Source organism: Croceicoccus bisphenolivorans (assembly GCF_001634625.1).
GTDB classification, from domain to species: domain Bacteria; phylum Pseudomonadota; class Alphaproteobacteria; order Sphingomonadales; family Sphingomonadaceae; genus Croceicoccus; species Croceicoccus bisphenolivorans.
In genome coordinates this window covers 244222-270402 of record NZ_LRSE01000003.1, presented here as the reverse complement: position 1 = coordinate 270402, position 26181 = coordinate 244222, and the positions used below count along the sequence as shown (strand labels likewise).

Below are 26181 nucleotides of genomic sequence, written 5' to 3'. Positions count from 1 at the left end.
ATGGCCTCCACTTTCGCCCCGGACCGTCCGTTTGCGGCCCTGCGCGCCACGCCCGCGCAGTGGCGAATCGCGCTTGTCGTTCTGATACTTGTGATCGCCGCGCTGGGCGCATGGCGGCTTGTCGCGCAAGTCGAAGGCGAACGCGGCATCGCTCCTTTGGCCAATACCGGCGATTTCGAAGTTGCCGGCATCAAGGTGAACACGACCGGCAAGGATGCGATAGAGGCGCGCGAAAACGGCTGGAAGGAAGCGCAGAAACAGGCGTGGAAGGTTCTGTATGAACGCACCCACGACGGCGAAAAGGCGCCTGAACTGCCCGAATCGCAGCTCCTCTCCATGGTTTCGGCGGTGGTTGTGGAAAAGGAAGAGATCGGCCCGCGCCGCTATGTGGCAACGCTGGGCGTGATTTTCGACCGCGCCCGCACCGGCGAGATTTTCGGAACCGCCAGCAGCACGGCCCGTTCCGCGCCGCTCCTCACCATTCCCGTCGTCTATCAGGGCGGCGTGGGCCAGCTTTATGAAATGCGCACCCCGTGGCAGCGCGCCTGGGCGGAGCATCGCGATGGCGAAAGCCCGATCGATTATGTGCGCCCCTATGGCGCGGGCGGCGAATCGCTGCTGCTGACGGCGGGGCAGATGGGCCGCCGCAGCCGCGCGTGGTGGCGAACGATCCTCGACGAATTCGGCGCGGCCAATGTCGTGTTTCCGGTCGCGCGGCTCGAACGGCAATTCCCGGGCGGCCCTGTGAAGGGCACGTTCACCGCGCGTTATGGCGCGGACAACCGCTATCTCGGCACCTTCACACTTACCGCGCAGAGCGAGGACGAGCTTCCCGCGATGCTGGAACAGGCGGTGAAGCGGCTCGATTCGCTCTATGCCGGTGCGCTGGCCGAAGGAAAGCTGAAGGCGGACAAGACGCTGGATATCGACAACGGCGGTATCGATCCTGACCTGCTCGCCGCACTGACCGCGGCTGTTAGCGAAGATGGCGAGGGTGCAGAGCAGCCGGATGCGCAGGCCCCGAACGAGCCCGCACCGGCACCGCTGCAGACCGCCGCGCCCGCGATCAGCATCGCGGTGCAGATCGCAACGCCCGATCCGGCATCGTTCGATGCGGCCTTGCGGGCGCTGAATTCGGTTCCGGGCGTGAACAGCACGACGACATCCAGCCTTGCCATCGGTGGTACTTCGGTGATGCAGGTCGCCTATTCCGGCGATATCGCGGCGCTGGCAGGGGCGCTGCGGTCGCGCGGGTGGCAAGTGACGCAGGGCACGGACGCGCTGCGGATCAGCCGCTGAGGGGAACGCGCGTGGCGCGCTCTCCCGAAACAAACCGGCCCGAATCAAGCCGACCCGAATCAAGCCGGCCCGTCCAGATCGTGCTGCCGCTGACCGGGGTTGCGCGGGAACAGTCCATCGTGGTCGGCAGTGCGAACGAGGCCGTTTTGCGCGCCTGTCAGGATACGGCGAGCTGGCCGTTTCACACCGCCATCCTGTCCGGCCCGCCGCGTTCCGGCAAATCGTTGATCGCCCGTTGGTTCGAAACGTCCGGCCTTGGCACAGCCATCGATGACGCCGAAACCGTGCCGGAGGACGAGCTGTTCCACGCATGGAACCGCGCACAGGCCGCATCGCGCCCGCTGCTGCTGATCGGAAGGCCGGTGCCGTCGGAATGGAAGATTACGCTGCCCGATCTCGGTTCCCGTCTGGGTGCGGCGCTGAACCTTTCCATCGAGGCACCCGATGACGAGATGCTGGCGGGCCTGATAGAGGCCCATGCCGCGCAGCGCGGTCTTGCATTGGGCGAAGAGGCCACCACTTATCTCGTTCCGCGGGTCGAACGCAGCTTCGCCGCGGTGGAGACGCTGGTCGCCGGGATCGACCGGCTGAGCCTGGAACGCAAGGTTCCGGCCCGGCTGGCCATCTGGCGGGAGGCATTGTCCGGCCACGAACCGGAGCAGGGCGACCTGCTCTGAAAAAGGGCGGAACTTGCCAATCCGGGGTCTTGGTGGGAGTATTACGCGTATGTTCGAGCAACTGGTCACCTATCTGGACAGCGTTCGCGAACGCGATCCCGCGCCCCGTTCGCGCTGGGAAATCCTGCTCTATCCCGGCGTTCTGGCACTGGGCCTGCACCGCATCGCGCACTGGTTTTTCGAGGCGGAGATGTTTTTCGCCGCCCGTTTCGTGAACCACTTCGCCCGGTTTCTGACCGCGATCGACATCCATCCCGGCGCGAAGATCGGACGCAACCTGTTCATCGATCACGGCTTTACCGTCATCGGCGAAACGGCGGAGATCGGCGACAATGTCACGATCTACCAGTGCGTCACGCTGGGCGGCACGAACCCCACCAACGGAATCGCGGGGAAGCGGCACCCGACGCTGATGGATGGCTCCATCGTCGGATCGGGGGCACAGATCCTTGGCCCTGTCACCATCGGCAAGCGCGCGCGCATCGGCGCGGCGGCCGTCGTGACGGAGGATGTGCCCGAAGGCGCGACGATGGTGGGCGTAAAGGCGCGTTCGACGCTGGTGTCGGCGGAAACCTACCAGCGCGAATTCATGCCCTACGGCACGCCGTGCAAGGACCCGTGCGAACCTTCGCCAAGGCTTGACGATCTGGAAGCGCAGATCGTGGCGCTGAAGGCCGAACTGGAACGCCTGCGGCAGGAAACGGGTGAGCCCGAACCCATCGCGCGCGGCAGCGACGGGACGACGGGTGCGTAAGGGTTTGCGCGTCATGCCCGTAGGGGCACATCAATGAACAATGTCGTCCCGCTTCCGCTTGGCCCGCATCGGGGCAAGCCGCTGCAAGTCGGTTTCGAGCGTGTTGAGCTTCTCAAGATTCTCGATCTCTATGGCCGCATGGTCGCGGCGGGGCAGTGGCGCGATTACGCGATGGACTTCCACAAAGACGCCGCCCACTTCGCCGCTTTTCGCCGCAGCGCCGAACGCCCCGAAGTCCGGCTGGAAAAGCGCCCCGACCTGCGCCAGCGGCAAGGCATGTGGACCCTTTTCGGCGAAGCGGGGCAAGTGCTGAAACGCGGTCATGAACTGGCCGGCGTGCTCGCCCCGATCGAACGGCGGTTGCTCAAGATCGTGGACGAGTGATGTCGGGTGGCGGCGCGGTTGCGGTCAGCATCCGTGCCTTGTCAGCCCACGATGAAGCGTACTCGTTGCAAGCCATCGCCGTTCGATCTTTATTCGCGCCAGGGGAATGACACTTTCAGGCGGCATCGGGATGCAGTCACGAAGATGTGCGCAATGCCGGAGCTTCGTCCCTTCACCAAGGGAATATCGATGAAGAAGTGCTCGCCTCGCTCATCGGCTTGCGCGAGCGACCGGATGACCTCGCCCTCGGAATCCGAAGTGATTTCAATGGTCTCATTCGGGACCAGGCCAGTCACATATATGGCGAAGACGGTGCCCGTTCCCTTTACCTCTATCTGGCACTGGTGATCCCTAGCCAATGCAACACGCGGATAATCCAGGTCCTGCCCGAAGACGGGCGCAAGAGGTGTCACGGCCTGCGATACGCATAGGCCGCCAAGCAGTGCGAGGTACTTCCACCGGTCGGAACGAGGCATGGCACGCTCTCCGCGAAACGATGGGAAATCTACCGTAAACCGTGTTCGCGGTCATTGATTTTCATCAACGGGAGCGCCCCCGCAAGCCGTGGCGCACCCTCTCGCTTACACTTGTTATTATCCGATGGCCCGATCACGGGTTGCCGTCAGCAGACTGTCCATAGTGCCTGCCTGCAACATGCCAACGCGAACGTAACGCGCTAACGCCCTACAGCCCCGCCAGCGCCGGGATCAGCTGGTTGTAATGGTCGATCACCGCGCCTGCGCCCAGTTCATCCAGCGTGTGGTTGCGATAACCGAAGCTGACCGCAACGCACGGATGGCCCGCTGCGCGCGCGGCCTCTGTATCGTAGATCGAATCGCCCACGAACGCTGCCGGTCCGCCGCCGCACTGACGGGTAAGTTCGTGCAGCATGTCCGGCTTTGGCTTGGCGTTTTCGGTGCCCAGCGTATCGCCGCCAAGGATGCAGGCGAAGCGCTCCGTCATGCCCAGTTGGCCTAGGAGTTCGCGGGCCAGCGATTCCAGCTTGTTTGTGGCAACGCCCAGCGCGATCCCCGCATCGGCCAGCTTGTCCAGCGCGTCCAGCAGGCCGGGATAGGGCTTCGTCTCCACCGCGATGTTCGCGCGGTAATGGGCGAGAAGCTCGTCGTAGAGCGGGTCCAGCGTTTCGGCAGGCACGCGCGCGCCGTCCGCTCCCGCCAGCGCCTTTGCCAGCAGGCGCTTTGCCCCGCCGCCAATCATCGGGCGCACTTCCTCGTAACCCAGCGTGGGCAGGCCGGCGATTTTCAGCGCATGGTTCAATGCCGCCGCGATGTCCGGCGCGGTTTCCAGCAGCGTGCCATCAAGGTCGAAGCCGACCGTTCGGAACCGCAGCGCGCGCGCAGGGTTGGCCGAATGGGACGAGGAAGGGAAAGTTGTCTGGTCTTGCATAAGCCTGTGGGCCTTGGCCCGATAGTCTAGAAAGCGCAACGGAAAGCTGGCAACGCAGGGGTGCATTGCCCATCTGTGCCCTGGATCCTTGTTGCCCGTCAGGAATTGTCATGAAGAACGTCGCCACCGTCATCCTCGCTGCCGGAAAGGGTACGCGCCTCAAAAGCGGGCTGCACAAGGTGCTGCACCCTGTCGCCGGTCGCGCGATGATCCTGCATCTGATTGACGAGGCCGCGCAGTTGCAGCCGGAAAAGACCGTCGTGATCGTGGGCGAATACCGCGATCAGGTGCAGGACGCGCTGGGCGGCCAGGTCGAATACGCAGTGCAGGAACCGCAGCTTGGCACCGGCCATGCCGTGCAGCAGGCATCGGGCGCGCTGAACGGCTTCGAGGGCGACGTTCTGATCCTTTACGGCGACGTACCCTTCGTAAAGGCGGAAACGATGCGCTCGATGCTGGACAGGCTGCACGCCGCCGATGCACCCGCCGTCGTAGTGCTCGGTTTTCGTCCGCCCGACACCTTGCGTTATGGCCGCGTGATTGCCGACAAGTTCGGCAGGATCGAAAAGATGGTCGAGCACAAGGACGCGAATGAGGCGGAGCGTGCCTGCACCCTGTGCAATTCCGGCGTGATGGCGGTGAAGGGCAGCGAGCTGTTCGAACTGCTGGCGCGCGTGGGCAATACGAATGCGCAGGGCGAATATTACCTGACCGACATCGTGAACCTTGCCGCTGCCGACGGGCGCAATTCCGCCGTGGTGGAGTGCGAGGATCACCGCGAGGTCACCGGCGTCAACAGCCGCGCCGAACTGGCCGCCGCCGAACGGGAGTGGCAGGAATTCAAGCGCGCCGAAGTGATGGATGGCGGCGCGACGCTGAAGGCGCCGGAAACCGTGTTCTTCAGCTGGGATACCGAGATCGGAGAGGACGTGACGATCGAACAGAACGTCGTCTTTGGCCCCGGCGCGAAAGTGGCCAATGGCGCGACGATCCGCGCTTTCAGCCATCTTGAGGGCGCGACCGTTGGCGAAGGCTGCGAAGTCGGCCCGTTTGCCCGCCTGCGCCCCGGTGCGGTGATGGAGAAGGGGGCGAAGGTCGGCAATTTTGTCGAGATGAAGAAGGCCGTGCTGGGCGAAGGCGCGAAAGCGAACCACCTCACCTACCTTGGCGATGCGACCGTCGGTGCCGGCGCGAATATCGGCGCGGGTACGATCACCTGCAACTACGACGGGTACTTCAAGCACAAGACCGAGATTGGCGAACGCGCGTTCATCGGATCGAACTCCGCATTGATCGCGCCAGTTCGCATCGGTGCCGACGCTATCGTCGCGGCGGGCAGTGCCGTCAGCCGCGATGTTGCCGATGGCGAAATGCGGATGGTGCGCGCCGAACAATTGGTGAAACCGGGCTGGGCGGACCGTTTCCACGACGCGATGAAGCGGAAGAAGGAAGCCGCGAAGAGGGGCGGCGAATGAGCGATCGTTATTCCGGCAAGCCGTTCCTGAAGCTGCTCGACGCGTATGTCGTCGATGCCATCGGGCACATGGACGGGGCGACCGAGCTGGAACTTGCCGCGATGGAACCGCAGATGCGCGGCGCACTTGGCCTGTCGGGAGACTGGCGTTCCCTGGTCGAACAACGCATGAAGTTCCCCGCCGGGATGTCCGGCGCGATCCGCGAGGTTTGGGACAAGGGGCGGCTGAAGTTCATCGCCGGCAACGGGCGGGAGCCGGACCCGCTCGAATTCACCATACACTTCGTCGACACCAATTTTCCGCACTAGGCGGGCATCAGGGAATAACGCTTATATGTGTGGAATTATCGGTATCGTGGGTATTGAACCCGTTGCGCAGCGCCTTGTCGATGGGCTGCGGCGCATGGAATACCGCGGGTATGACAGCGCGGGGATCTGCACCATCGTGGACGGCCAGCTCGTTCGTCGCCGCGCCGAAGGCAAGCTGGCCAACCTCGTCAAGGAACTGGATGGCCGCCCGGCAGAGGGCGAGGTCGGCATTGCGCATACGCGCTGGGCCACCCACGGCGCACCGACAGAGGCGAACGCCCATCCCCACGCCACGGCGGAAGTCGCGCTGGTCCACAACGGCATCATCGAGAATTTCAAGCAGCTGCGCGACGAAATGATCGCCGAGGGGCGCAAGTTCGAGAGCGAGACCGACACCGAAGTCGTCGTCCAGCTCGTTTCCCGTCGGATAGAGCAGGGAATGTCACCCGAAGAGGCGATGCAGACCGTGCTGCCGCGCCTGCGCGGTGCATTCGCACTGGCCGTCGCGTTCCGCCAGCATCCCGACATGCTGATCGGCGCGCGGCTGGGTTCGCCGCTGGTGGTGGGCTATGGTGAGGGGGAGACCTACCTCGGTTCCGACGCGCTGGCGCTGGCTCCGCTGACGCAGCGGATCAGCTATCTGGAGGAAGGCGACTGGGTCGTCATCACGCGCGAGGGCGCGACCATTTACGACAAGGACAACAATCGCGTGGAACGCGCGGTGGTCCATTCGGGCGCGACCGCGGCGGCGACCGAGAAGGGCAATTACCACCACTTCATGCAGAAGGAGATCTTCGAGCAGCCGACCGTGGTGGCGCAGACCTTGCGCAGCTATGTCCGCCAGCTAGAGAGGCAGGTCGCGCTGCCGCAGATCGACTTCGACCTTTCGAAGATCGACCGCGTGACCATCGTCGCTTGCGGCACCAGTTATTATGCGGGCATGGTTGCGAAATACTGGTTCGAGAAATTCGCCCGCGTCCCCGTCGACATCGATGTGGCGAGCGAGTTCCGCTATCGCGATCCGGTTCTGCCTTACGGCGGCCTTGCCCTATTTATTTCGCAGAGCGGCGAAACGGCGGACACGCTGGCCGCGCTGCGCCATTGCCGGGAAGCGGGGCAGACCATCGCCGTCGTCGTCAACGTGCCGACCAGTTCCATGGCGCGAGAGGCGGACCTGCTGCTGCCCACGCACGCCGGACCGGAGATCGGTGTGGCGTCGACCAAGGCGTTCACGTGCCAGTTGGCCGTGCTGGCAGCACTTGCCGCGCACCTTGCCGTGAAAAAGGGCAAGATGGACGCCGCCGAGGAGCGGGAGGTGGTCGAACACCTGCTGGAAGCGCCCGCCTGCCTGAACGCCGCGCTGGACCATGATACGGATATCAAGGCGATGGCGCACCTGATCGCGCCAGCGCGCGACGTGCTTTACCTTGGTCGCGGCCCCGATTTTCCGCTGGCATTGGAAGGCGCGCTGAAGCTGAAGGAAATCAGCTATATCCACGCCGAAGGCTATGCCAGCGGCGAGATGAAGCACGGCCCCATCGCACTGATCGACGACAAGGTGCCGGTGATCGTGCTCGCCCCGTCAGGCCCGCTGTTCGAAAAGACCGTGTCCAACATGCAGGAAGTGCGCGCGCGCGGCGGTCAGATCGTGCTGATCAGCGATGCCGAGGGTATTGCCGAAGCCGGCGAAGGCTGCATCGCGACGATCGAGATGCCCAAGGTCCACCCGCTGATCGCGCCGCTGGTCTATGCCGTGCCGGTGCAGCTGCTGGCCTATCACGTCGCCTGCGTGAAGGGCACCGATGTCGACCAGCCCCGCAATCTCGCCAAGTCGGTGACGGTCGAATAAACGGTCAGGCGCAGCGCAGCTTTTCGTAAGCGGCGAATACCTCTGCAAGGATCGACACGGCCAGGATATCGGGCTCTCGGCAGGAAGGGATCAGGCCGACCGGCGCCCTGATCCGGTCGATCTGCGTTTCCGATAGCCCCGTTTCGCGCAAACGGGCGACACGGGCGAGGCGGGCGTTTTGGCCGCCTTGCGCTGCGACATAGAAACCGTCGCCCGAAAGCGCATGGGCCAGCACGGCGGTTTCCCATTCGTGATCGTGGAACAACAGCACGGTCGCGGTCCAGCGGTCGGGCACCGGATAATCCGGCCGTTGCCCCAGCGACAATGCATCCTTGCGCACCAGTCGCGTTTCTACCCCGCTTGCCTTCGCCACCGTGGTGAGGCACTCCACCTCCGGTCCGGCACCCACGATGTCGAGCGCCAGCGCGGGGATGTAGCGCCGTTGCGGCAGGTGGGGATTGGCCGGCAGGTCCAGCGTGGCCGGCTGCCGCGCCGCCAGCATGTCCGCAGCGCGCATGCAGGCCCGCCGGTCCGGATGCGGATCGAGCAGGATGTCGATCCCGCTGCCGCAGGGCAGGCGGAAATCGATGAAGGGAGAGCCCCTGCCGTAACGGTGGACGACCGGCTCCGAAAGCTTCGCCACATCGCTGGCGAGCTGGTGTTCGAGGCAGTTGTCGGCAAGGCTGCCGACCACCCCGCCGTCCGGCAGGATCGCCAGTTGCGCGCCGATGCGCCGTGAAAAGCCGCCGTCGATGGCAACGATCGTGCATAATGCCGCGCCATCGCGCGCCGCCGCCAGCAGCGCGGCGTGATCGTGACTGGCTTGCGCCGCGTTCATCGTGCGCCCGTCAGGCCGGTGTCGGCAAGTCGGTCAGGTACTTGTCCAGCGTTATCGGGTATTCGCGCACGCGGATGCCGGTTGCGTTGTAGAACGCATTGGCGATCGCCGCGCCGGGGCCGCAGATACCCAGTTCGCCCACGCCCTTCGCCTTCATCGGCGATGCCACGTTGTCGAGGGTATCGAGGAACACGACGTCCTGCTGCGGAATGTCGGCATGGACCGGCACTTCGTATCCGGCAAGATCGTGATTGACGAACAGGCCGAAACGCTTGTCGACGGCCAGTTCCTCCATCAGCGCCATGCCGACCGACATGACCATCGCGCCGATCACCTGGCTGCGCGCGGTGATCGGGTTGAGGATGCGGCCCGCATCGCAGACGGAAAGCATGCGCCGCACCCGCGTTTCACCGGTATAGGCATCGACGGCAATCTCGCAGAAGTGGCCCGCATATGTGCCGACATCGTAGCCATTCCGGAATTCGCCGAACGAGACTTCGCCTTCCGCCGCCAGCGATCCGGCATCGGCAAGGTCGAACCGGCGGTTGCCGGCGCGGATCTGCCCGTCGACAAAATCGGCGCTGTCGGCATCGAAGCCGAGCTTTTCGCCGATCTTGCGGCGCAGTTCGACGCAGGCGGCATAGACGCCGCTGGTGGAGCATGCCGCGCCCCACTGTCCGCCCGAACCGGCCGAGGCCGGAAAGTTTGAATCGCCGAGCCTTACCGTTACCGCCTCGATCGGCACGCCCATCGTTTCCGCCGCCGTCTGCGCGATGATCGTGTAGCTGCCGGTGCCGATGTCGGTCATGTCCGTTTCGACGACCACGCGGCCGCCCGTTTCCAGCCGGACCCGCGCCGCTGACGCCATGCCCGGACTGCCGCGATATCCGGCGGCGACGCCCATGCCGATCAGCCAGCGCCCTTCGCGCCGCGCGGCGGGGGTGGTGCTGCGGGCCGACCATCCGAACCGTTCCGCCCCTTCGCGAAGACAGCGCACCAGATTGCGGTCGGAAAACTTCTTTTCCGGATCGCCGGGCATGGTGTCCGGCTCGTTCAGGATGCGAAGCTCAACCGGATCGATGCCAACCGCCTCGGCCAGCTCGTCCATCGCGACTTCGAGAGCGAGGTGCCCCGGCGCTTCGCCCGGCGCGCGCATGGCGTTGCCTTCGGGCAGGTCGAGCACTGTGCAATATTCGGCCACGAGGCGATTGGCCCCGGCATAGAGCTGCGGGGTCTGCGCGGTCGCTTCTTCTCCGGTCGCGCCCGCGACGTTGTAGGACCAGTTCTCGTGCGCGATGGCGGTGATGCGCCCATCGGCCTGGGCGCCAAGGCGGATGCGCTGGATCGTACCCTGACGGTGCGTGGTGTTGTTGGTGACAAGCGGGCGCTGCAAGGCGACCTTGACCGGACGGCCGACCTTCCTTGCCGCAAGAACGGCGAGCACGGCATCGGCGCCGATGAACAGCTTGCCGCCGAACCCGCCGCCGACATAAGGCGAATCGAGGCGGATGTCGGCAATATCCATGCCCAGCATCTTGGCAAGGCTCTGCCGCGACCAGTTGACCATCTGGTTCGATGTCCAGACGGTCAGCTTACCACCTTCCCATGCGGCGATCGTGGCATGCGGTTCCATCATCGCGTGCGATTCGCCGGGCGTGGAATATGTGCTGTCGACCTGCACCGGCGCTGCGGCGAATGCGCCGTCGAAGTCGCCCGACGTCTGCGGATCGCCGCTCAGCGGGGCATTTTCCCTGCTCGCTTCCAGATCGTAGCGGCCATCGGCGCTTTCATAGCGTGTGCGCACAAGCTGCGCGGCGGCACGGGCCTGTTCCAGCGTTTCGGCCACGACGCAGGCGATGGCCTGATGGTAGCGGGAAATCTCGCTGCCGCCGAACGCCGACACGTTGTTGCCGACGCCTTTGGCCACGGGTTCCGTTTCCGGCGCGGTGACGATGCCCAGCACGCCCGGCGCGGCCAGCGCATCGTCGATGTCCATCGAAACGATGCGGCCCTTGGCGATGCCCGCGCCCACCACCCAGCCATAGGCCTGGTTTGCCGCGACATCGTGCCGTTCGTAGGCATAGGGCGCCTTGCCGCTGACTTTCAGCGGGCCGTCGATACGGGTGTTGGGTTTGCCGACGACTTTTGCCTCGTCGATGACATTTGATCCTGCAGGGGCGTCGAATTTCATCGAGATCAGCTCCTTGCCTCTGTCATCACGCCGGCCAGCGTCCGTTCGGCCAGCGCGATCTTGAACCGGTTCTGCCCCGTCGGGCGCGCACCGGCGAAAGCACGTTCGACCACTGCTGCGGCACCTTCGGGCAGGAGCGCCTCTGCCTCTTCCACCCGCCAAGGCTTGTGCGCGACACCGCCGAATGCGACGCGGCCCGTGCCGTCGTCGTGCAGCACCGCGGCCACCGAGACGAGCGCAAAGGCATAGGACCGGCGATCGCGCACCTTGTGATAGAAATGCCTGCCGCCGACGGGTTTGGGCAGGGTGACTGCCGTGACCAGCTCGCCCTTTTGCAGCACGTTGTCGACTTGCGGTTCGTCACCCGGCAGGCGGTGGAAATCGGCAATCGGGATCGACCGTGTCTTGCCGTCGGGCATGACCGTCTCGACCGCCGCGTCCAGCACGCGCAGGGCCACCGCCATGTCGCCGGGATAAGTCGCGATGCACTTGTCCGAAGTGCCGACAACGGCATGCTGGCGCGAAAAGCCTTCCATCGCGGCGCAGCCCGATCCGGGCGCGCGTTTGTTGCAGGGCATGTTGGCGTCGTAGAAATAGGGGCAGCGCGTGCGTTGCATCAGGTTGCCCGCCGTCGTCGCCTTGTTGCGCAGCTGGCCCGACGCGCCCGCCACGATGGCGCGCGACAGCACGGCATAGTCCTTGCGGACCCGCATGTCGGCGGCAAGCGCGGTATTGGTGACGAGCGCGCCGATGCGCAGGCCGCCTTCGTCCGTTTCCTCGATATCGCCAAGCCCGATGTCCTGCACGTCGACAAGATGCGCAGGCGTTGCGATTTCCAGCTTCATCAGGTCAAGCAGGTTGGTGCCGCCCGCGATGAACATCGCGCCTTTCGTGCCCGCGACCGCCGCTGCGGCCTGTGCCGGGCTGCTCGCCCGTTCGTAAGTAAAGGCCCTCACGATTGCGCCTCCGCAATTTGCGTCATGGCATCGGCGATATTGGCATAGGCGCCGCAGCGGCACAGGTTGCCGCTCATCCGCTCCGTCATTTCCGCGCGCGTCGCCGCGATCTTGCCGGTGATGTCGCCGGTCACGTGGCTCGGCACTCCGGCTGCGATTTCCTGCAGCACCGATACCGCCGAACAGATCTGGCCGGGTGTGCAATATCCGCACTGGAAACCGTCATGTTCCACGAACGCGGCCTGCATCGGGTGCAGGTCATCTGGCGTGCCCAGCCCCTCGATCGTGGTGACCGCGTCGCCTTCGTGCATCAGGGCGAGCGAGAGGCAGGAATTGATCCGCTGCCCGTTCACGATGACCGTGCAGGCGCCGCACTGGCCGTGATCGCAGCCCTTTTTCGTGCCCGTCAGCCGCAAGTGTTCGCGCAGGGCATCAAGGAGTGTGGTGCGCGGATCGAGCGATAGCTCGACCAGCTTGCCGTTCACTTCGAACGTCAGCGGCATGGGCGTCGGACCTGCGGCGGGGTCGGATTTCGCGCCGGTAACCCGGGCGCGTGCGTTTGTCGCTGTCATGGCGGCAGTAACTGCTCCTGTTGCAAGGACACCGCGCCGCGTCATTCCGTCGGGACCGATCGCGCTCATTTCGCCAGTGTCCTTTTCCCTGATGCGTCCTTTTCCCCGACTGGCCGCCGCGCCATACTTGGCGAGCGGATGTGTCAGTTTCAATTGGCCTTGGCCGATGTCGCAGCGGCAGAGAGAGTGTCGGCCAGCATCGCGTCCGTCCGTGCGCCTGACCAGTCGTGACCGCCGATCATGCGCCACACTTCCTTGCCGTCGGCATCGTACAGCACCGTCGTGGGCAGGACACCGGTGGCAAGATCGAAGCCGAGGTCGTTTTCGGGGTCCAGCCACGGCTGCAGCGCCGCGAAGCCCTTGTCCGCGAACCACGGTTCCACGATTTCCGCCCCGTCGAGATCTTGCGAGACGACCAGAACGGTCAGCTCGTCCTTCCGCCTTGCCGCCAGTTCGTCCAGCATCGGCATTTCCAGCACGCATGGTCCGCACCATGTCGCCCAAAGGTTCACCAGCAGCGGCTTGCCCTTGAAATCGCCGAGTTTCTTTTTCGTTCCATCGGGCAGCGCGATCTCCACATCGGGGATGGCGCTGCCGCGCTTCGTTATGTCCAGCGTGCCGTTGAACTCGCTTTCCTTCGAACCTTCGGCCTGATCGGGTGCGACAGGCGATGCTTGCGGTTGCTCCGGAGCCGCGCTTTCCCTATCGCACGCGGCGATTGCGGGGATCGTGCAGGCAAGTGCGATTCCGGCCATGAACTTGAAGGACGGGCGTATTTCGATGACGGGCAATGCAGGCTCCGGCGATAATGGATCTGGCGGGCAGGCCAACCAGATGTGGGGCGGGCGCTTTGCAGAAGGGCCGTCCGCGATCATGCGAGAGATAAACGCCTCGATTCCCTTCGACAAGGCCATGTGGCGACAGGATATCGCGGCCAGCAAGGCGCATGTCGCGATGCTGGGCGCACAGGGGATCGTTTCGGCGGAAGATGCGCAGACGATTGCCGCAGGTCTGGACCGGGTTGCTGCCGAATACGAGGCAAACGGCGTGCCGGAAAACTGGGACCTTGAGGACATCCACATGGTGACCGAAGACCGGCTGACCCAGCTGGTCGGCCCCGTTGCCGGACGGCTGCACACCGCGCGCAGCCGCAACGACCAGGTGGCGACGGATTTCCGCCTGTGGGTGCGCGACGCGATGGATCAGGCCGAGGCGGGCCTGCTCCAGCTGCAGCAGGCGCTGGTGACGCGGGCGGGCGAGAATACGGGCTCGATCATGCCCGGCTTCACCCACCTGCAGACCGCGCAGCCGGTGACGCTGGGCCATCACCTGATGGCCTATTACGAGATGTTCCGCCGCGACCGCTCGCGCTTTGCCGATGCGCGCGTGCGTATGAACGAATGCCCGCTGGGCAGCGCGGCGCTGGCCGGAACCGGCTTTCCGCTGGACCGTGACAGCACAGCAGGCGCGCTCGGCTTCGACAAGCCGACCGACAACAGCCTCGACGCCGTGTCGGACCGTGATTTCGCACTCGATTACCTTCAGGCGGCGGCGCAGTGCTCGCTGCATCTGTCGCGTCTGGCCGAGGAAATGATCATCTGGGCCAGCCAGCCCTTCGGCTTCGTGCGGATGCCCGACACGCTGTCGACCGGCAGTTCGATCATGCCGCAGAAGAAGAACCCCGACGCCGCCGAACTGGTGCGCGGCCACGCGGGCCGGATCGTGGGTTGCCTCGCCAGCCTGATGGTGACGATGAAGGGCCTGCCGCTCGCCTATTCCAAGGACATGCAGGACGACAAGCCGCCGGTGTTTGAAGCCGCCTCGCTGCTCGCCCTGTCGATCGCGGCGATGACCGGCATGGTGACGGGCGCGACGTTCAGGACGGACAGGATGCGTCAGGCGGCCGAACTCGGCTATGCAACGGCGACCGACCTTGCCGACTGGTTGGTGCGTCAGGCCGATATCCCCTTCCGCGAGGCGCATCACATCACCGGCGCCGCGGTCAAGCTTGCCGAAAGCAAGGGCGTGGCACTGGACCAGCTTTCGATGGACGAGTTGAAAGCCATCGATGCGCGGATCGACGAGCGTGTGTACGATGCCCTTTCGGTGGAGGCATCGGTCGCCGCGCGGTGCAGCCATGGCGGCACGGCCCCGTCCGAAGTGGCCAAGCGGGTTGCGGACGCGCAAAAGTCACTGGGTATGGAGCAGGGCGCATGAACCGGCATATCGCGATAGCGGCTCTTGCGCTGGCGCTGGGTGCCTGCGCGCAGCAGACCGATCTTGAACCGAAGAACGGCGCACCGATGCCGCCGACACCCTATGGCGCGGACGAACAGCCGGGCGTTGACGATCTTCTCGAACGCTCCACCCAGGCAGCGCCTGAACGGACCGTCGAACTGCGCACCCGTTCCGAAGAGCGCGAGGTCGATCCTTTCGACCTGCCGCCCGAAGGGTAAGGCCGATGGATCATTTCCAGTACCAGAACGGCGTTCTCCATGCCGAAGACGTGCCGCTGCCCGCCATCGCGGAAGCCGTCGGCACGCCGGTCTACGTCTATTCCGAAGCGACCTTGCGCCGCCACGCCCGCGTCTTTCGCGAGGCACTGGCCCCTGCGGGCAAAACGCACTTCGCTTTCGCCGTGAAGTCGAACCCCAACCTTGCCGTACTGCGCGTGTTGAAGGACGAAGGGTTCGGGGCCGACGTCGTTTCCATCGGCGAAGCGCGCCGCGCGCTGGCCGCAGGAATGCCGGCTGCGGACATCGTGTTTTCCGGCGTCGGCAAGACCGACGATGAACTGGCCGAAGCGGTCGAGGCGGGCATCGGGCAGTTCAATCTGGAAAGCGAGGAAGAGGGCATCGAACTTGCCCGCATCGCGCACGGAAAGGGCCTTGTCGCCACGGCGGCGCTGCGCGTGAACCCCGATGTCGACGCCGGAACGCACGACAAGATCAGCACCGGCAAGGCGGACAACAAGTTCGGCGTGCCGTTCTATGCCGCGAAGGACATCTTCGCGCGGCTGGCGGCATTGCCGGGCCTGAACCTGCGCGGTCTGGCCGTGCATATCGGCAGCCAGATCACCAACCTCGACCCCAGCCGCGCCGCCTTTGCCAAGATGGGCGGGCTGATGCGCGAATTGCGCGCAGGCGGCCACACGATCACGCACATGGATTTGGGCGGCGGCCTTGGCGTGCCCTACCGCGTGGGCGAGGAACTGCCGACGCCTGCCGAATATGGCGCGATGGTGGCCGACGTCACTGCCGACTGGGACGTGACCGTGATGTTCGAACCGGGCCGTGTGATTACCGGCAATTCGGGCGTTCTGGTCAGCCGCGTGATCCGGCTGAAGCGCGGGGCGAACAATCCCTTCGTCGTGGTCGATGCGGCGATGAACGACCTTGCACGGCCCGCGATGTACGATGCTTGGCACGATGTCGTGGCAGTTTCGCCTTCGGGTGAGCGGACGACGGCCAATGTCGTCGGCCCGATCTGCGAATCGTCGGATACGTTCGCGAAGAACCGCGAGATGGACGCGGTGACGACCGGCGATCTCGTCGCGTTCCGCACCGCTGGCGCCTATGGCGCGACGATGGCCAATACCTACAACTCGCGCCCGCTGGTGCCCGAAGTGCTGGTGTCGGGCGATCGCTATGCCGTGGTGGCCAACCGCATCGAACCGGCGACGATCCTTGCCGCCGAACAAGTGCCCGACTGGCTGAAATAGTGCAGTCGCTCCCCCTCTTCTTCCGCCTGACGGGCCGCAAGGTCGTCGTTCTGGGCATGGGCGACGCGGCGGATGCGAAACGGCGGCTGGTCGAACGGGCGGGCGGCGAATGCGTGGGCGAACCCGAAGCGCATCACGCGGTGCTGGGCTTCGTGGCGATGGACGATGCCAAAGCGGCGGAGGCAGCGGCGATCCGGCTGCGCTGCAAAGGCCTGCTGGTCAACGTGACGGACAGGCCCGCGCTGTGCGATTTTACCGTGCCTTCGATCGTGGATCGTGATCCGGTGCTGATCGCGGTGGGGACCGGCGGTGCCTCGGCAGGGCTGGCGAAGATCCTGCGCCTGCGGATCGAACGGTTGCTGCCGCAAGGGCTCGGCGCATTGGCAGAGGCGCTGGGCAATGCGCGCGATGCGATGAAGGCGCGCTGGCCCGCCGCTGCCCAGCGCCGCCGCGCGCTGGATGCGGCGCTGGATGAAGGTGGCGCGCTGGACCTGATGACGCGGCACGACGCGGCGAGTGTCGAAAGCTGGCTGGCGGGCGAGGCGACTGCATTGCCGCAGGGCGTTTACGAGATTGCCCTGCGCTCCGATGATCCCGACGATCTGACTTTGCGAGAGGCCCGGCTGCTCGGCAGCGCCGATGTCGTGGTGCATGATCGCGAAGTGCCGGAAAGCATACTCGTCAGGGCGCGGGCCGATGCGGTGCGTCTGGAAACGCTCGACGGGGCGGGCGATGGCCTTGTCGTCGTCTTGCGGCTGGGCTGAGGGAAACTGCGTAGCCGTTGGTTAACGGCGGAAACCGATTTTTAAGACCTCTGACATATCCTGTCATCAAGTCAGTCAAGCATAGGAGACGTGACATGGTGGTAGCATTGGCAGCAGCAGGTGTCGTGGTCAGCTTCGGCGCATCGGTCTGGGCGACGAAGATGATCGCCAAGCAGGATGCCCTGAAGGCAGCTGCGAAGGCCTGATTTTTCGGCTTTTCCGTTTTTTGAGAGATCAGCCCGCTTCGTCCACCCGACGGGGCGGGTTTTTCTTTGTCTGGCGCGAATTCAGGCCAGCCCGTCCTGCACCATGGCATCCAGCGCGCATTGCAGGATCACCGCGGCGGCATGGCTATCGATGCGTTCGGCACGCTTGGCGCGGCTCATATCCTGATCGATCATAGCGCGTTCGGCCCCCACGGTCGAAAGCCGCTCGTCCCACAACAGGATCGGTAGCGTGAACGCCTGTTCAAGGTTGCGGGCAAGTGCGCGGGTGGCTTGCGCGCGCGGCCCCTCGGTCCCGTCCATGTTCTTGGGCAGGCCGATCACGAATCCGGCGACCTTCCGTTCCGTCACCAGCGATTCGATTGCGGTGCGAAGCGGTCCGAACTTGCTGCGCGGCAAGGTCTTGCCCGCTGTCGCGAATCGCCAGCCCGCGTCGCATGTCGCCACGCCCACTGTCTTCGTGCCGGGGTCTAGGCCGATCAGGACGCCGCCATCGGCGAGGCCGGCGGCGAAGTCGCGCGCGTTTTCGGTGATCATTGCGCCGCCGCTGCAGGGGTGGGCATAACCGCCTTCGGCGCTGGCGAAACCGGCGGCGTCGGGTTCACACGTTCGTCCGCCATGCCATGCGCCGTCAGCCACGCTGCCTCTCGCCTTGCGAAATCCTGCCGCAGGTTCATCCAGAACAGCGGGATATCATAGACGTGGTAGTTGTTGCCCGGCAGCACCGCGTTGCCCATTTCCGGCGGGTCTCCGATCAGCAGCAGATGGTCCGACCCGCAGCGCGCGGGCACTGCGCCTGCAACCAGCTCGCCGCTGCTGAAATCGCCATCGGGAACCAGCGTGCCGGTATTCGCGCTTGCCGGTGCTTCGCCGTCGATCGTGCCGGTGATGGGGTTGGTGCACAGCGCGTCGGTCTTCGCCAGTGGCTCGCCATCCAGCGTGACACCTTCTTCATAGGCACTGAACAGCAGGGAGGCATCGGCCGGTTCGGCGTAGCTCTGCCAGCTCATCACGCAGCCGGGTTGGTTGTCGGTGGCACAGGCGGGAAGGCCCATGGCGGGCAGGTCCCGCTCCATCGAAACCGGCCAGCCGGCGACATAGGCGGCCACGATCCGGTCCGCCAGCGGCGTTCCCACGGCCTTTTCGGCAAGCAGGCGCTTCAGGTGCAACGCGCCCTGGCTATGCGCGGCCAGCACGATCGGCTGGTCCTTGCCGATGCTGGCAAGGAAGAAATCGAACGCCTGCGCGACATCGCCATAGGCAAGGTCGAGCGCCTGTTTCCGGTTGTCCCCCTGCGTCAGGAACGCGCCAACCGCAGCCTGACGATAGCGCGGCGCCCAGATGTCGACCGACCGGTTGTAGACGCTGGCCAGCCCGCGCACGAACAGTTCGGCGCCCGAATTGGCGTCGGCATCGTCCAGCGGTGCGTTCCAGCTGTCGCGCGACAGGTAGCTGGTGGGGTGGATGAAGAAGACCGCTGCCTGCGACACGGTTTCATCGTCGGGCAGCGTTTCGGGGCGCCAGCGCGAGGGATCGGACGATGCCATACCGGGGCGGCTGATCCACATGGCCGGATCCTGATAGGCATTGCCCGCCAGCGGGTCCTGAGCCACGAAATCGCCCTTTGGCGTGAAGGCCAGTTCGGTCAGTTCCTTGGACCAGATCGACAGGACGATGCCCGCCGCGATCACCAGCACGATGCAGAACGCGACGAAATAGAGGAACTTGCGGACCATCAGGCAGTCGCCTCGCTATCGGGGAAACCATCGGGTGAACCGCGCCCCGCATTCTCGCTGCGGTGTTCGAGCATGACCTTGATCATCGCGACCAGCGGATCGGCAAGTGCAAGGCCGATGATGCCGAACAGGATGCCGAAGATCAGCTGCATCGCAAGGACGAGGGCGGGGGCGAGGTCGACCGTCTTCTTCGCGATCAGCGGGATCACGACGTAGCCGTCAAACGTCTGCACCACGAAATAGACGCCGACGCAGTACAGTGCCATGTCTGTGCCGCCAGAGAAGCCGACCAGCACCATGAGCAGGCCGGAAATGACCGCACCGACATTGGGAATGAAGGCGAGCAAACCGGTCAAAAGGCCGAGCAGGGCCGCGAGCGGCACGCCGTAAAGCGCAAGGGCTGCCCATGTGATCACCCCTTCGAACACCATGCCAACCAGCCGCCCGAACATCAGCCGGCGCAGCGCGAAAGCCATCTTGCCCGCCATTTCCAGAAAGCTGTCCCGGTTGGCATCGGGCAGCATCCACGCGATGCCGCGTTCGTAAAGGCGCGGTTCCAGCGCGATGTAGACGCCAAGGATCAAGATCAGGAACAGCGTGGTGAACCCGCCGATGATGCCGCCCACCGCGCGGGTCAGCTGGCTGACGCCGCCGGCGGCCTGCTGCATGATGCCGGAAAGGTTGTCCGAATTGATGGCGAAGCCCTGGCTGTCCAGCCAGTCCATCGCGCGCACCGCCTGCGCCTCGATAATCGCCGGGAACTGCGCCGCCTGCTCGGTCAGCTGTGTTCCGGCAAAGAACATCACCCATGCGCCGAAGCATACGCCAAGCGCCAGCACGATGCCGATGCGGATGCCGCGCGCCACTGGCAGGATCCGGCCCAGCAGACGCGCGCCGCCATCGATGATCGCGGCAAAGACCATGCCCCCGAAAACCACCAGCAGCGCCTGTGCCATGTAGATGGCCGTGCCCACCAGAACGACGACGATCGCCCATACGAAAGCGCGGCGCGCCTCGAATCGCAAACGGGGGTCGGAAATGGTGGTCGGGCTGTGTGTCTGCGGATTGGGATCGTCGACGTCCATCAGCTCTGCCCCTGTTTCCCGTTGCTCTCGCCCGCCGCGATGGTCGGTGCTTTCTCGCGGATTTCAGGTCGCAGACTGCGCCAGGCACGTGATGTGCGCAAGGCATTCCACCACGTCAGCGGGTTCCAACCCTCTGTACCGTCTAGCGAAAAGGTGATGAACTCGGCCCGCCCGCCGATATTGGCCAGCGGGACCGGGCCGTTCAGCCCCTTGCCCGGCGTCATCTCGCGGCTGTCCGCGCTGTGGTCGCGGTTGTCACCCATCAGGAAGACGTGGCCTTCGGGCACGACGATCTCCGCCATATTGTCGAGCGGCTGGTTTTCCATGTGGTCGATGATGACGTAGCTGGCCCCGTTGGGCAGCGTTTCACGCCGCAGCGGCAGTTCGCACACCTCCCGTCCGGAGGGCAGACGCTTTTTCAGGTATGGAAAGGTATAGTCCTCGCACGGGGCGTTGGTATCCACCGGCAGGTCGAGCGGCGGCTCCACCTGCTGCGGTACGACAACGCCGTTCAGCACGATGCGCCCGTCCTCCACCGCGATCCGGTCGCCGGGCAGGGCGACGACGCGCTTGATCCAGTCATCCGTGGCATAGGGCGGCACGACGATGACGATGTCGCCATATTCGGGCGTACCGGGCAGCACGCGCCAGTCGCTGCGCGGCAGGACGTGGAAGCTCGCCGAAACCCACGAATAGCCATAAGGGTATTTCGACACGATCAGCCGGTCGCCGACCAGCAGGTTCGGCATCATCGAGATCGAGGGGATGTAGAACGGCTTGGCGACAAGGCTGTGGAAGCCGATCACGGCGGCCAGCATGATCGCCAGCCCCATGATCTCGTGCAGCCACGAATGTTGTTCGTGGCTATCCTTCGACAGGGTTTGCGGCGCGGGCGGGACGGTTTCCCGCTTGCGGAACAGCGCCATCAGCCGATGCCCGTCCCGATGGCGCGGGCCTCTATCACAACGAAGGCCTGTGCCCACGGGTGATCGTCGGTCAGCGTCAGGTGGATATGTGCCTCGTGCCCCGCCGGAACCAGTTCCGCCAGCCGTGCAGCCGCGCCGCCTGCCAGCGCAAGCGTCGGCGCGCCGGAGGGTGCGTTGACCACGCCGATATCCTTCATGAAAACGCCGTGCCGGAAACCGGTGCCAACGGCCTTGGAGAATGCTTCCTTCGCCGCGAATCGCTTGGCGTAAGTGCCTGCGCGGGTGAACGGGCGTCGCTCCGCCTTGCGGCGCTCGATCTCTGTAAAGACGCGCAACTCGAACCGCTCGCCGAAGCGGTCGAGGGAGTTCTGGATCCGCTCTATGTTGCAGAGGTCGGAGCCCATGCCGATGATCATTTTTGTGGGCCCCTCAAGCGCCGGGCGCGGGCCATCCGGCCCGCTTGGCTACCTCGCATAAGCTCGGGCGCGACTCCCGCAAGGCCGACCGGTCGTCGCGCCTTATTGGCGCGTAGCCAAGGAGTGCGGATGCGCTCCGCCCGGCGCTTGAGGGCCCCAAACATACTAACGCGCTTCATCCATCAACTCGCGCATCCGGCGCACGGCATTCTCCAGCCCGACGAAAACCGCCTCGCCGATCAGGTAGTGACCGATGTTGAGTTCCGCCAGTTGCGGGATCGCGGCAATGGGCATGACATTTTCATAAGTCAGGCCGTGGCCCGCGTGCGGCTCGATCCCGTTCTTCGCCGCCAGCGCTGCCATATCGGCAATGCGCTTCAGCTCGCGCGCGGTCTTCTCGCGGTCGCCGTCGAGATGCGCGTGGGCATATTCGCCGGTGTGGAATTCGACCACCGGCGCGCCGAGTCGCATCGCGGCCTCGATCTGGCGTTCTTCCGCCTCAATGAAGAGCGAGACGCGAATGCCGGCATCGGCCAGCCGCGCGCAGATCGGGGCGAGGCGGTTGTGCTGACCGGCCGCGTCCAGACCGCCCTCGGTCGTGCGCTCCTCCCGCTTTTCCGGAACGATGCAGGCGGCGTGCGGTGCATGGGCAAGGGCGATGGCCAGCATCTCGTCCGTCGCCGCCATTTCCAGATTCAGCGGAAGGCCGGTGGCGGACTGGATGCGGGCAAGGTCCCCGTCGCGGATATGGCGGCGATCCTCGCGCAAGTGCGCGGTAATGCCGTCGCCGCCCACCGCCGCAACGATCTCCGCCGCGCGCACGGGATCAGGATGGTCGCCGCCGCGCGCGTTGCGGATCGTGGCGACGTGGTCGATGTTGACACCAAGGCGCAGCCGGTCGGGACGCAGGCGATTGTTCACGGCACTCGTTCCTCAGCCCTTGCGGCTGCCGGGCTTCACCGCCGGAATAGCGGCCAGTTCGGGCGGCAGTTCGTCTTCGGCATATGTCGGGAAGGTGAGCGAGGCGAGCGATTCGAACGGTACGTCGAATTCCGTGTTGCCGCCGGTCCGGTCGACCAGACAGGCGAGGGCGATGACCTTGCCGCCTTCCGCTTCCACCGCCTTGATCGCCTCGCGGCTGGAAAGGCCGGTGGTCACCACGTCTTCCACCATCAGCACGCGCTCGCCCGGTTCGATGGTAAAGCCGCGGCGCAGTTCGAAAGTGCCTGCGGGGCGTTCGACGAAGACCGCGTCCACGTTCAGCGCACGGCCCATTTCATGCCCGATGATAAGGCCGCCCATCGCGGGGGAGACGACCTTGTCGATCTTCGCACGCAGGTCGCGCGGCAGCTTTGCCGCCAGTGCCACTGCAAGACGGCCCGCACGGTCCGGGTTCATCAGCACGCGGGCACATTGCATGTAAAGGGCCGTGTGGCGGCCGGACGAGAGCAGGAAATGCCCCTCCAGCAGGGCGCCGGCTGCGCGGAATTCGGACAGGACTTCTTCTTCGGTCATGGTCGTGCGGTCGTCTCTCTTGCGGCCCATGAACGGGGCCTTGATCGGGTGCGGGCAACGCGCCTGGGGCAGGGCGAACCCAAGGTAGGATGGACGGCGAGGCTCGCCGCGGTGCAAAAATATCCCCTAGAGGTGCTTGAGAGAGGCCGCAAGCGCGCGTATAGGCCCCCTCGCAAGCGGACCTTCAGGGGGTGCGTGGCGGTGACGCATGGGCGTTTCCGGCATGCCGAGATGGGGGTCGACTGGTTGAAAGAAGTTGCAAGGAAGGCGACAGACTGGTGATGGGTATCCGCCGTACTGTTCAGTATTTCGCAGGGGCCGCGACCGCGCTGGCCGTTCTGCCACAGGCGGCTCTCGCTGCCGTTGCCACCACCGAAGCTCCTGTCGCCGAAGCGACCGCGGCCGTGGCCGAAGCCGCCACCGGCGGTTACGTCCCGATGAAGCCGACTCCGGGCAAGGGCATGCCCGTCGATGGCGGCATCTGGTTCCAGGACCAGTATTCGCCGATCGGCGATTACGGCTCGTGGATGCACGATGCGCTGCTGATGCCGCTGATCACCGTGATCTCGCTGTTCGTCCTGCTCCTGCTGCTGTGGGTCATGGTGCGTTATCGCCGGGGCAAGAACCCCGTTCCTTCGAAGACCAGCCACAACACGCTGATCGAAGTCATCTGGACGGGCGTGCCGGTCCTGATCCTGCTCGGCATCGCGGTTCCCTCGATCGACCTGCTGGCCAAGCAGTACGAAACCGCGCCGAAGGAAGCGCTGACCGTGAAGGTCAACGGCTACCAGTGGTACTGGGGCTACGAATATCCCGACAACGGCGGTTTCGAAGTGATCTCGAACATGCTGCCCGAGGAAGAGGCGATCGCCAATGGCGAGCCTTCGCACCTTGCTGTCGACAACCGCATGGTCGTTCCAGTCGGCGTTCCGATCCGCATCCAGACCATGGGTATGGACGTTATCCACTCGTTCGCGGTTCCTTCGCTCTGGTTCAAGCTGGACGCCGTTCCGGGCCGCCTGAACGAGAAGGTGATGCTCGTGAAGGAGCCTGGCGTGTACTACGGCCAGTGCTCCGAACTGTGCGGCGCCCGCCACGGCTATATGCCGATCGCGGTCGAAGCGCTGCCCAAGGAACAGTTCGAGGCATGGGTCCTCGAACAGGGTGGTGAGCTCAAGTCGGCCGCTCCGGCTGCTGCCGCAGCACCTGCTGCGACCGCTACCGAAACGCCTGCGGAAGCGACCGAGGGCGATGCGCCCGCCGCCGCCGAAACCACGGCCTGAGACAGAATTTTCGCATAGGGCAAGATGATGGCTACCACTGCTACCCCCGAAACGCTGCCGGTTCACGACGATCACGCGCATGCGCATGACGATCACGGCGCTCCGCCGTTCTTCCAGCGCTGGTTCATGTCGACGAACCACAAGGATATCGGCACGCTGTACCTGATCTTCGCGATCATGGCCGGCGTGATCGGTGGTGCCGTTTCCGGCATCATGCGTGCCGAACTGGCTGCCCCCGGCATCCAGTATCTCGGCTGGTGGACCACGTTCCTCGGCGGCGACGGCGCGAATTTCGATGAAACGCTGCACCTGTGGAACGTCCTGATCTCGGCCCACGGCCTGATCATGGTCTTCTTCATGGTCATGCCAGCGGTCATCGGCGGTTTCGGCAACTGGTTCGTGCCCATCATGATCGGCGCGCCGGACATGGCGTTCCCGCGCATGAACAACATCTCGTTCTGGCTGACGTTCTTCGCCTTCATCTCGCTCATGACCTCGGCCTTCATGCCGGGCGGCACGGGCATGGGTGCGGGTACTGGCTGGACGGTCTATGCCCCGCTTTCGACTTACGGCTCGCCCGGGCCGGCGGTCGACTTCGCGATCTTCTCGCTGCACCTTGCCGGTGCGGCATCGATCATGGGTGCGATCAACTTCATCACCACCATCTTCAACATGCGCGCGCCGGGCATGACCCTGCACAAGATGCCGCTGTTCGTGTGGTCGGTGCTGGTTACCGCCTTCCTGCTTCTGCTCGCACTGCCCGTTCTGGCCGCCGCGATCACCATGCTGCTGACCGATCGCAACTTCGGCACGACGTTCTTCGATCCGGCCGGTGGCGGCGATCCGATCCTGTACCAGCACCTGTTCTGGTTCTTCGGTCACCCCGAAGTGTACATCATGATCCTGCCCGGCTTCGGCATCATATCGCAGATCGTGTCGACCTTCAGCCGCAAGCCCGTCTTCGGCTACCTCGGCATGGCCTACGCCATGGTTGCCATCGGCGTCGTCGGCTTCATCGTGTGGGCGCACCACATGTACACCGTCGGTCTCTCGGTTAACGAGAAGATGTACTTCACCGCTGCCACGATGGTCATCGCAGTGCCGACCGGCATCAAGATCTTCTCGTGGATCGCGACGATGTGGGGCGGCAGCCTCGAGTTCAAGTCGCCCATGTGGTGGGCCCTTGGCTTCATCTTCCTGTTCACCGTGGGCGGCGTGACCGGCGTCGTGCTGGCCAACGGCGGCATCGACGACAACCTGCACGACACCTACTACGTCGTCGCGCACTTCCACTACGTGCTGTCGCTGGGTGCGGTTACCGCTCTCTTCGCCGGCTGGTGGTACTGGTTCCCGAAGATGTTCGGCAAGATGCACTCCGAGTTCCTCGCGAAGCTGCAGTTCGTCGTGTTCTTCATCGGCGTGAACACCCTGTTCTTCCCGATGCACTTCCTCGGTATGCAGGGAATGCCGCGTCGCTATCCGGACTATACCCCGGCGTTCGAACTGTGGAACAAGGTTGCAACCGACGGCTACATGATCATGTCGGTCTCGATCGCGATCTTCTTCGTCAACGTCTTCTGGTCGCTTGCCGCGGGCAAGAAGGCTGCTCCCAACTACTGGGGCGAAGGTGCGACGACGCTGGAATGGACGCTGACCAGCCCTCCGCCGTTCCACCAGTTCGAGACCCTGCCGGTCATCGACGACAAGGCGACCGGCGGCCACTGAGCCACTGGGACACCGTGATCACCACAGGCGCCCCGGGACACCATCCCGGGGCGTTCTGTTTAAGGCAACCGGCTCG

27 protein-coding genes are annotated in these 26181 nt (G+C 64.8%); 13 read left to right on the top strand and 14 right to left on the bottom strand.

The window, feature by feature from the left end; all coding sequences use genetic code 11:
* From A7A77_RS04540 to A7A77_RS04525, 4 genes are all read left to right on the top strand, one after another.
* Positions 1-1299 (top strand): hypothetical protein, encoded by a 1299-nt coding sequence (locus A7A77_RS04540; RefSeq protein WP_066554237.1) that lies wholly within the window; start codon positions 1-3, stop codon positions 1297-1299.
* Positions 1300-1376: 77 nt separating this feature from the next.
* Positions 1377-1976 carry an HdaA/DnaA family protein gene (locus A7A77_RS04535; RefSeq protein WP_066554539.1) on the top strand — a complete coding sequence of 200 codons (600 nt, stop codon included), beginning with the start codon at positions 1377-1379 and terminating at the stop codon, positions 1974-1976.
* A 49-nt stretch (positions 1977-2025) separates the two neighbouring features.
* Positions 2026-2730 carry a serine O-acetyltransferase EpsC gene (gene epsC, locus A7A77_RS04530; protein ID WP_066554235.1) on the top strand — a complete coding sequence of 235 codons (705 nt, stop codon included), beginning with the start codon at positions 2026-2028 and terminating at the stop codon, positions 2728-2730.
* A 33-nt stretch (positions 2731-2763) separates the two neighbouring features.
* Complete coding sequence (locus A7A77_RS04525; protein ID WP_066554232.1) at positions 2764-3114, top strand: DUF2794 domain-containing protein; 351 nt, start codon at positions 2764-2766, stop codon at positions 3112-3114.
* A gap of 89 nt (positions 3115-3203) precedes the next feature.
* Here A7A77_RS04525 and A7A77_RS04520 read toward each other — a convergent pair whose 3' ends face one another.
* A complete protein-coding gene (locus tag A7A77_RS04520; protein WP_066554227.1) occupies positions 3204-3590 on the bottom strand; it encodes a hypothetical protein in 387 nt (128 codons plus the stop codon).
* Between the two features lie 208 nt (positions 3591-3798).
* A complete protein-coding gene (locus A7A77_RS04515; RefSeq protein ID WP_082835892.1) occupies positions 3799-4521 on the bottom strand; it encodes an HAD-IA family hydrolase in 723 nt (240 codons plus the stop codon).
* Between the two features lie 110 nt (positions 4522-4631).
* Here A7A77_RS04515 and glmU point away from each other — a divergent pair, with 110 nt between their 5' ends.
* Genes glmU through glmS form a run of 3 tightly spaced genes read left to right on the top strand, consistent with a single transcriptional unit; the run spans position 4632 to position 8153 of the window.
* Positions 4632-5996 carry a bifunctional UDP-N-acetylglucosamine diphosphorylase/glucosamine-1-phosphate N-acetyltransferase GlmU gene (gene glmU / locus A7A77_RS04510; protein WP_066554224.1) on the top strand — a complete coding sequence of 455 codons (1365 nt, stop codon included), beginning with the start codon at positions 4632-4634 and terminating at the stop codon, positions 5994-5996.
* Complete coding sequence (locus A7A77_RS04505; RefSeq protein WP_066554221.1) at positions 5993-6304, top strand: hypothetical protein; 312 nt, start codon at positions 5993-5995, stop codon at positions 6302-6304. Before glmU ends, A7A77_RS04505 begins: the two co-directional genes overlap by 4 nt.
* A gap of 25 nt (positions 6305-6329) precedes the next feature.
* On the top strand, positions 6330-8153 hold the full coding sequence (glmS, locus tag A7A77_RS04500) for a glutamine--fructose-6-phosphate transaminase (isomerizing) (protein ID WP_066554218.1): 1824 nt from the start codon (positions 6330-6332) through the stop codon (positions 8151-8153).
* Between the two features lie 4 nt (positions 8154-8157).
* Here the strand turns inward: glmS and A7A77_RS04495 are convergent, their stop codons facing one another.
* The 5 genes from A7A77_RS04495 to A7A77_RS04475 form a co-directional block, all read right to left on the bottom strand.
* Positions 8158-8991, bottom strand: a complete 834-nt coding sequence (locus A7A77_RS04495; RefSeq protein ID WP_066554216.1) for an XdhC family protein — start codon at positions 8989-8991, stop codon at positions 8158-8160.
* 10 nt (positions 8992-9001) lie between these two features.
* Positions 9002-11182 (bottom strand): aldehyde oxidoreductase molybdenum-binding subunit PaoC, encoded by a 2181-nt coding sequence (paoC, locus tag A7A77_RS04490; protein ID WP_066554214.1) that lies wholly within the window; start codon positions 11180-11182, stop codon positions 9002-9004.
* A 5-nt stretch (positions 11183-11187) separates the two neighbouring features.
* Positions 11188-12138, bottom strand: a complete 951-nt coding sequence (locus A7A77_RS04485) for an FAD binding domain-containing protein (RefSeq protein WP_066554207.1) — start codon at positions 12136-12138, stop codon at positions 11188-11190.
* Positions 12135-12779 (bottom strand): aldehyde dehydrogenase iron-sulfur subunit PaoA, encoded by a 645-nt coding sequence (gene paoA, locus A7A77_RS04480; protein ID WP_066554534.1) that lies wholly within the window; start codon positions 12777-12779, stop codon positions 12135-12137. The genes A7A77_RS04485 and paoA overlap by 4 nt, the downstream gene beginning before the upstream one ends.
* 80 nt (positions 12780-12859) lie before the next feature.
* Positions 12860-13501 (bottom strand): TlpA family protein disulfide reductase, encoded by a 642-nt coding sequence (locus A7A77_RS04475; RefSeq protein ID WP_245638392.1) that lies wholly within the window; start codon positions 13499-13501, stop codon positions 12860-12862.
* Between A7A77_RS04475 and argH the strand changes: the two genes are divergently transcribed.
* The 4 genes from argH to A7A77_RS04455 are packed head-to-tail and all read left to right on the top strand — an operon-like array spanning position 13491 to position 17195.
* Positions 13491-14927 carry an argininosuccinate lyase gene (argH, locus tag A7A77_RS04470; RefSeq protein WP_082835891.1) on the top strand — a complete coding sequence of 479 codons (1437 nt, stop codon included), beginning with the start codon at positions 13491-13493 and terminating at the stop codon, positions 14925-14927. The genes A7A77_RS04475 and argH overlap by 11 nt on opposite strands.
* Positions 14924-15166 (top strand): hypothetical protein, encoded by a 243-nt coding sequence (locus tag A7A77_RS04465; protein WP_066554199.1) that lies wholly within the window; start codon positions 14924-14926, stop codon positions 15164-15166. Before argH ends, A7A77_RS04465 begins: the two co-directional genes overlap by 4 nt.
* A gap of 5 nt (positions 15167-15171) precedes the next feature.
* Positions 15172-16431 carry a diaminopimelate decarboxylase gene (lysA, locus tag A7A77_RS04460; RefSeq protein ID WP_066554195.1) on the top strand — a complete coding sequence of 420 codons (1260 nt, stop codon included), beginning with the start codon at positions 15172-15174 and terminating at the stop codon, positions 16429-16431.
* Positions 16428-17195 carry a precorrin-2 dehydrogenase/sirohydrochlorin ferrochelatase family protein gene (locus A7A77_RS04455; protein WP_066554192.1) on the top strand — a complete coding sequence of 256 codons (768 nt, stop codon included), beginning with the start codon at positions 16428-16430 and terminating at the stop codon, positions 17193-17195. Before lysA ends, A7A77_RS04455 begins: the two co-directional genes overlap by 4 nt.
* Positions 17196-17482: 287 nt before the next feature.
* On the opposite strand, the gene ruvX is transcribed toward A7A77_RS04455, so the two are convergent.
* From ruvX to pyrE, 7 genes are all read right to left on the bottom strand, one after another.
* A complete protein-coding gene (ruvX, locus tag A7A77_RS04450) occupies positions 17483-17956 on the bottom strand; it encodes a Holliday junction resolvase RuvX (RefSeq protein ID WP_066554190.1) in 474 nt (157 codons plus the stop codon).
* On the bottom strand, positions 17953-19155 hold the full coding sequence (locus tag A7A77_RS04445; protein WP_066554188.1) for a DUF3089 domain-containing protein: 1203 nt from the start codon (positions 19153-19155) through the stop codon (positions 17953-17955). The genes ruvX and A7A77_RS04445 overlap by 4 nt, the downstream gene beginning before the upstream one ends.
* Positions 19155-20240 carry an AI-2E family transporter gene (locus A7A77_RS04440; RefSeq protein ID WP_066554186.1) on the bottom strand — a complete coding sequence of 362 codons (1086 nt, stop codon included), beginning with the start codon at positions 20238-20240 and terminating at the stop codon, positions 19155-19157. The genes A7A77_RS04445 and A7A77_RS04440 overlap by 1 nt, the downstream gene beginning before the upstream one ends.
* Positions 20240-21166 carry a signal peptidase I gene (gene lepB / locus A7A77_RS04435; protein ID WP_066554184.1) on the bottom strand — a complete coding sequence of 309 codons (927 nt, stop codon included), beginning with the start codon at positions 21164-21166 and terminating at the stop codon, positions 20240-20242. The genes A7A77_RS04440 and lepB overlap by 1 nt, the downstream gene beginning before the upstream one ends.
* Positions 21166-21582, bottom strand: coding sequence for a holo-ACP synthase (gene acpS / locus A7A77_RS04430; protein WP_066554181.1), 417 nt, complete (start codon positions 21580-21582; stop codon positions 21166-21168). The genes lepB and acpS overlap by 1 nt, the downstream gene beginning before the upstream one ends.
* Positions 21583-21747: 165 nt before the next feature.
* Positions 21748-22503, bottom strand: a complete 756-nt coding sequence (locus A7A77_RS04425) for a pyridoxine 5'-phosphate synthase (protein ID WP_066554172.1) — start codon at positions 22501-22503, stop codon at positions 21748-21750.
* A gap of 12 nt (positions 22504-22515) precedes the next feature.
* Positions 22516-23097 carry an orotate phosphoribosyltransferase gene (gene pyrE / locus A7A77_RS04420; RefSeq protein ID WP_066554523.1) on the bottom strand — a complete coding sequence of 194 codons (582 nt, stop codon included), beginning with the start codon at positions 23095-23097 and terminating at the stop codon, positions 22516-22518.
* 281 nt (positions 23098-23378) lie between these two features.
* Here pyrE and coxB point away from each other — a divergent pair, with 281 nt between their 5' ends.
* Both coxB and ctaD read left to right on the top strand, forming a co-directional pair.
* Positions 23379-24380 carry a cytochrome c oxidase subunit II gene (gene coxB / locus A7A77_RS04410; protein ID WP_066554163.1) on the top strand — a complete coding sequence of 334 codons (1002 nt, stop codon included), beginning with the start codon at positions 23379-23381 and terminating at the stop codon, positions 24378-24380.
* 27 nt (positions 24381-24407) lie between these two features.
* Positions 24408-26105: a cytochrome c oxidase subunit I gene (ctaD, locus tag A7A77_RS04405; RefSeq protein ID WP_156500403.1), complete on the top strand. Its 1698-nt coding sequence runs from the start codon at positions 24408-24410 to the stop codon at positions 26103-26105.
* Positions 26106-26181 lie beyond the last annotated feature (76 nt).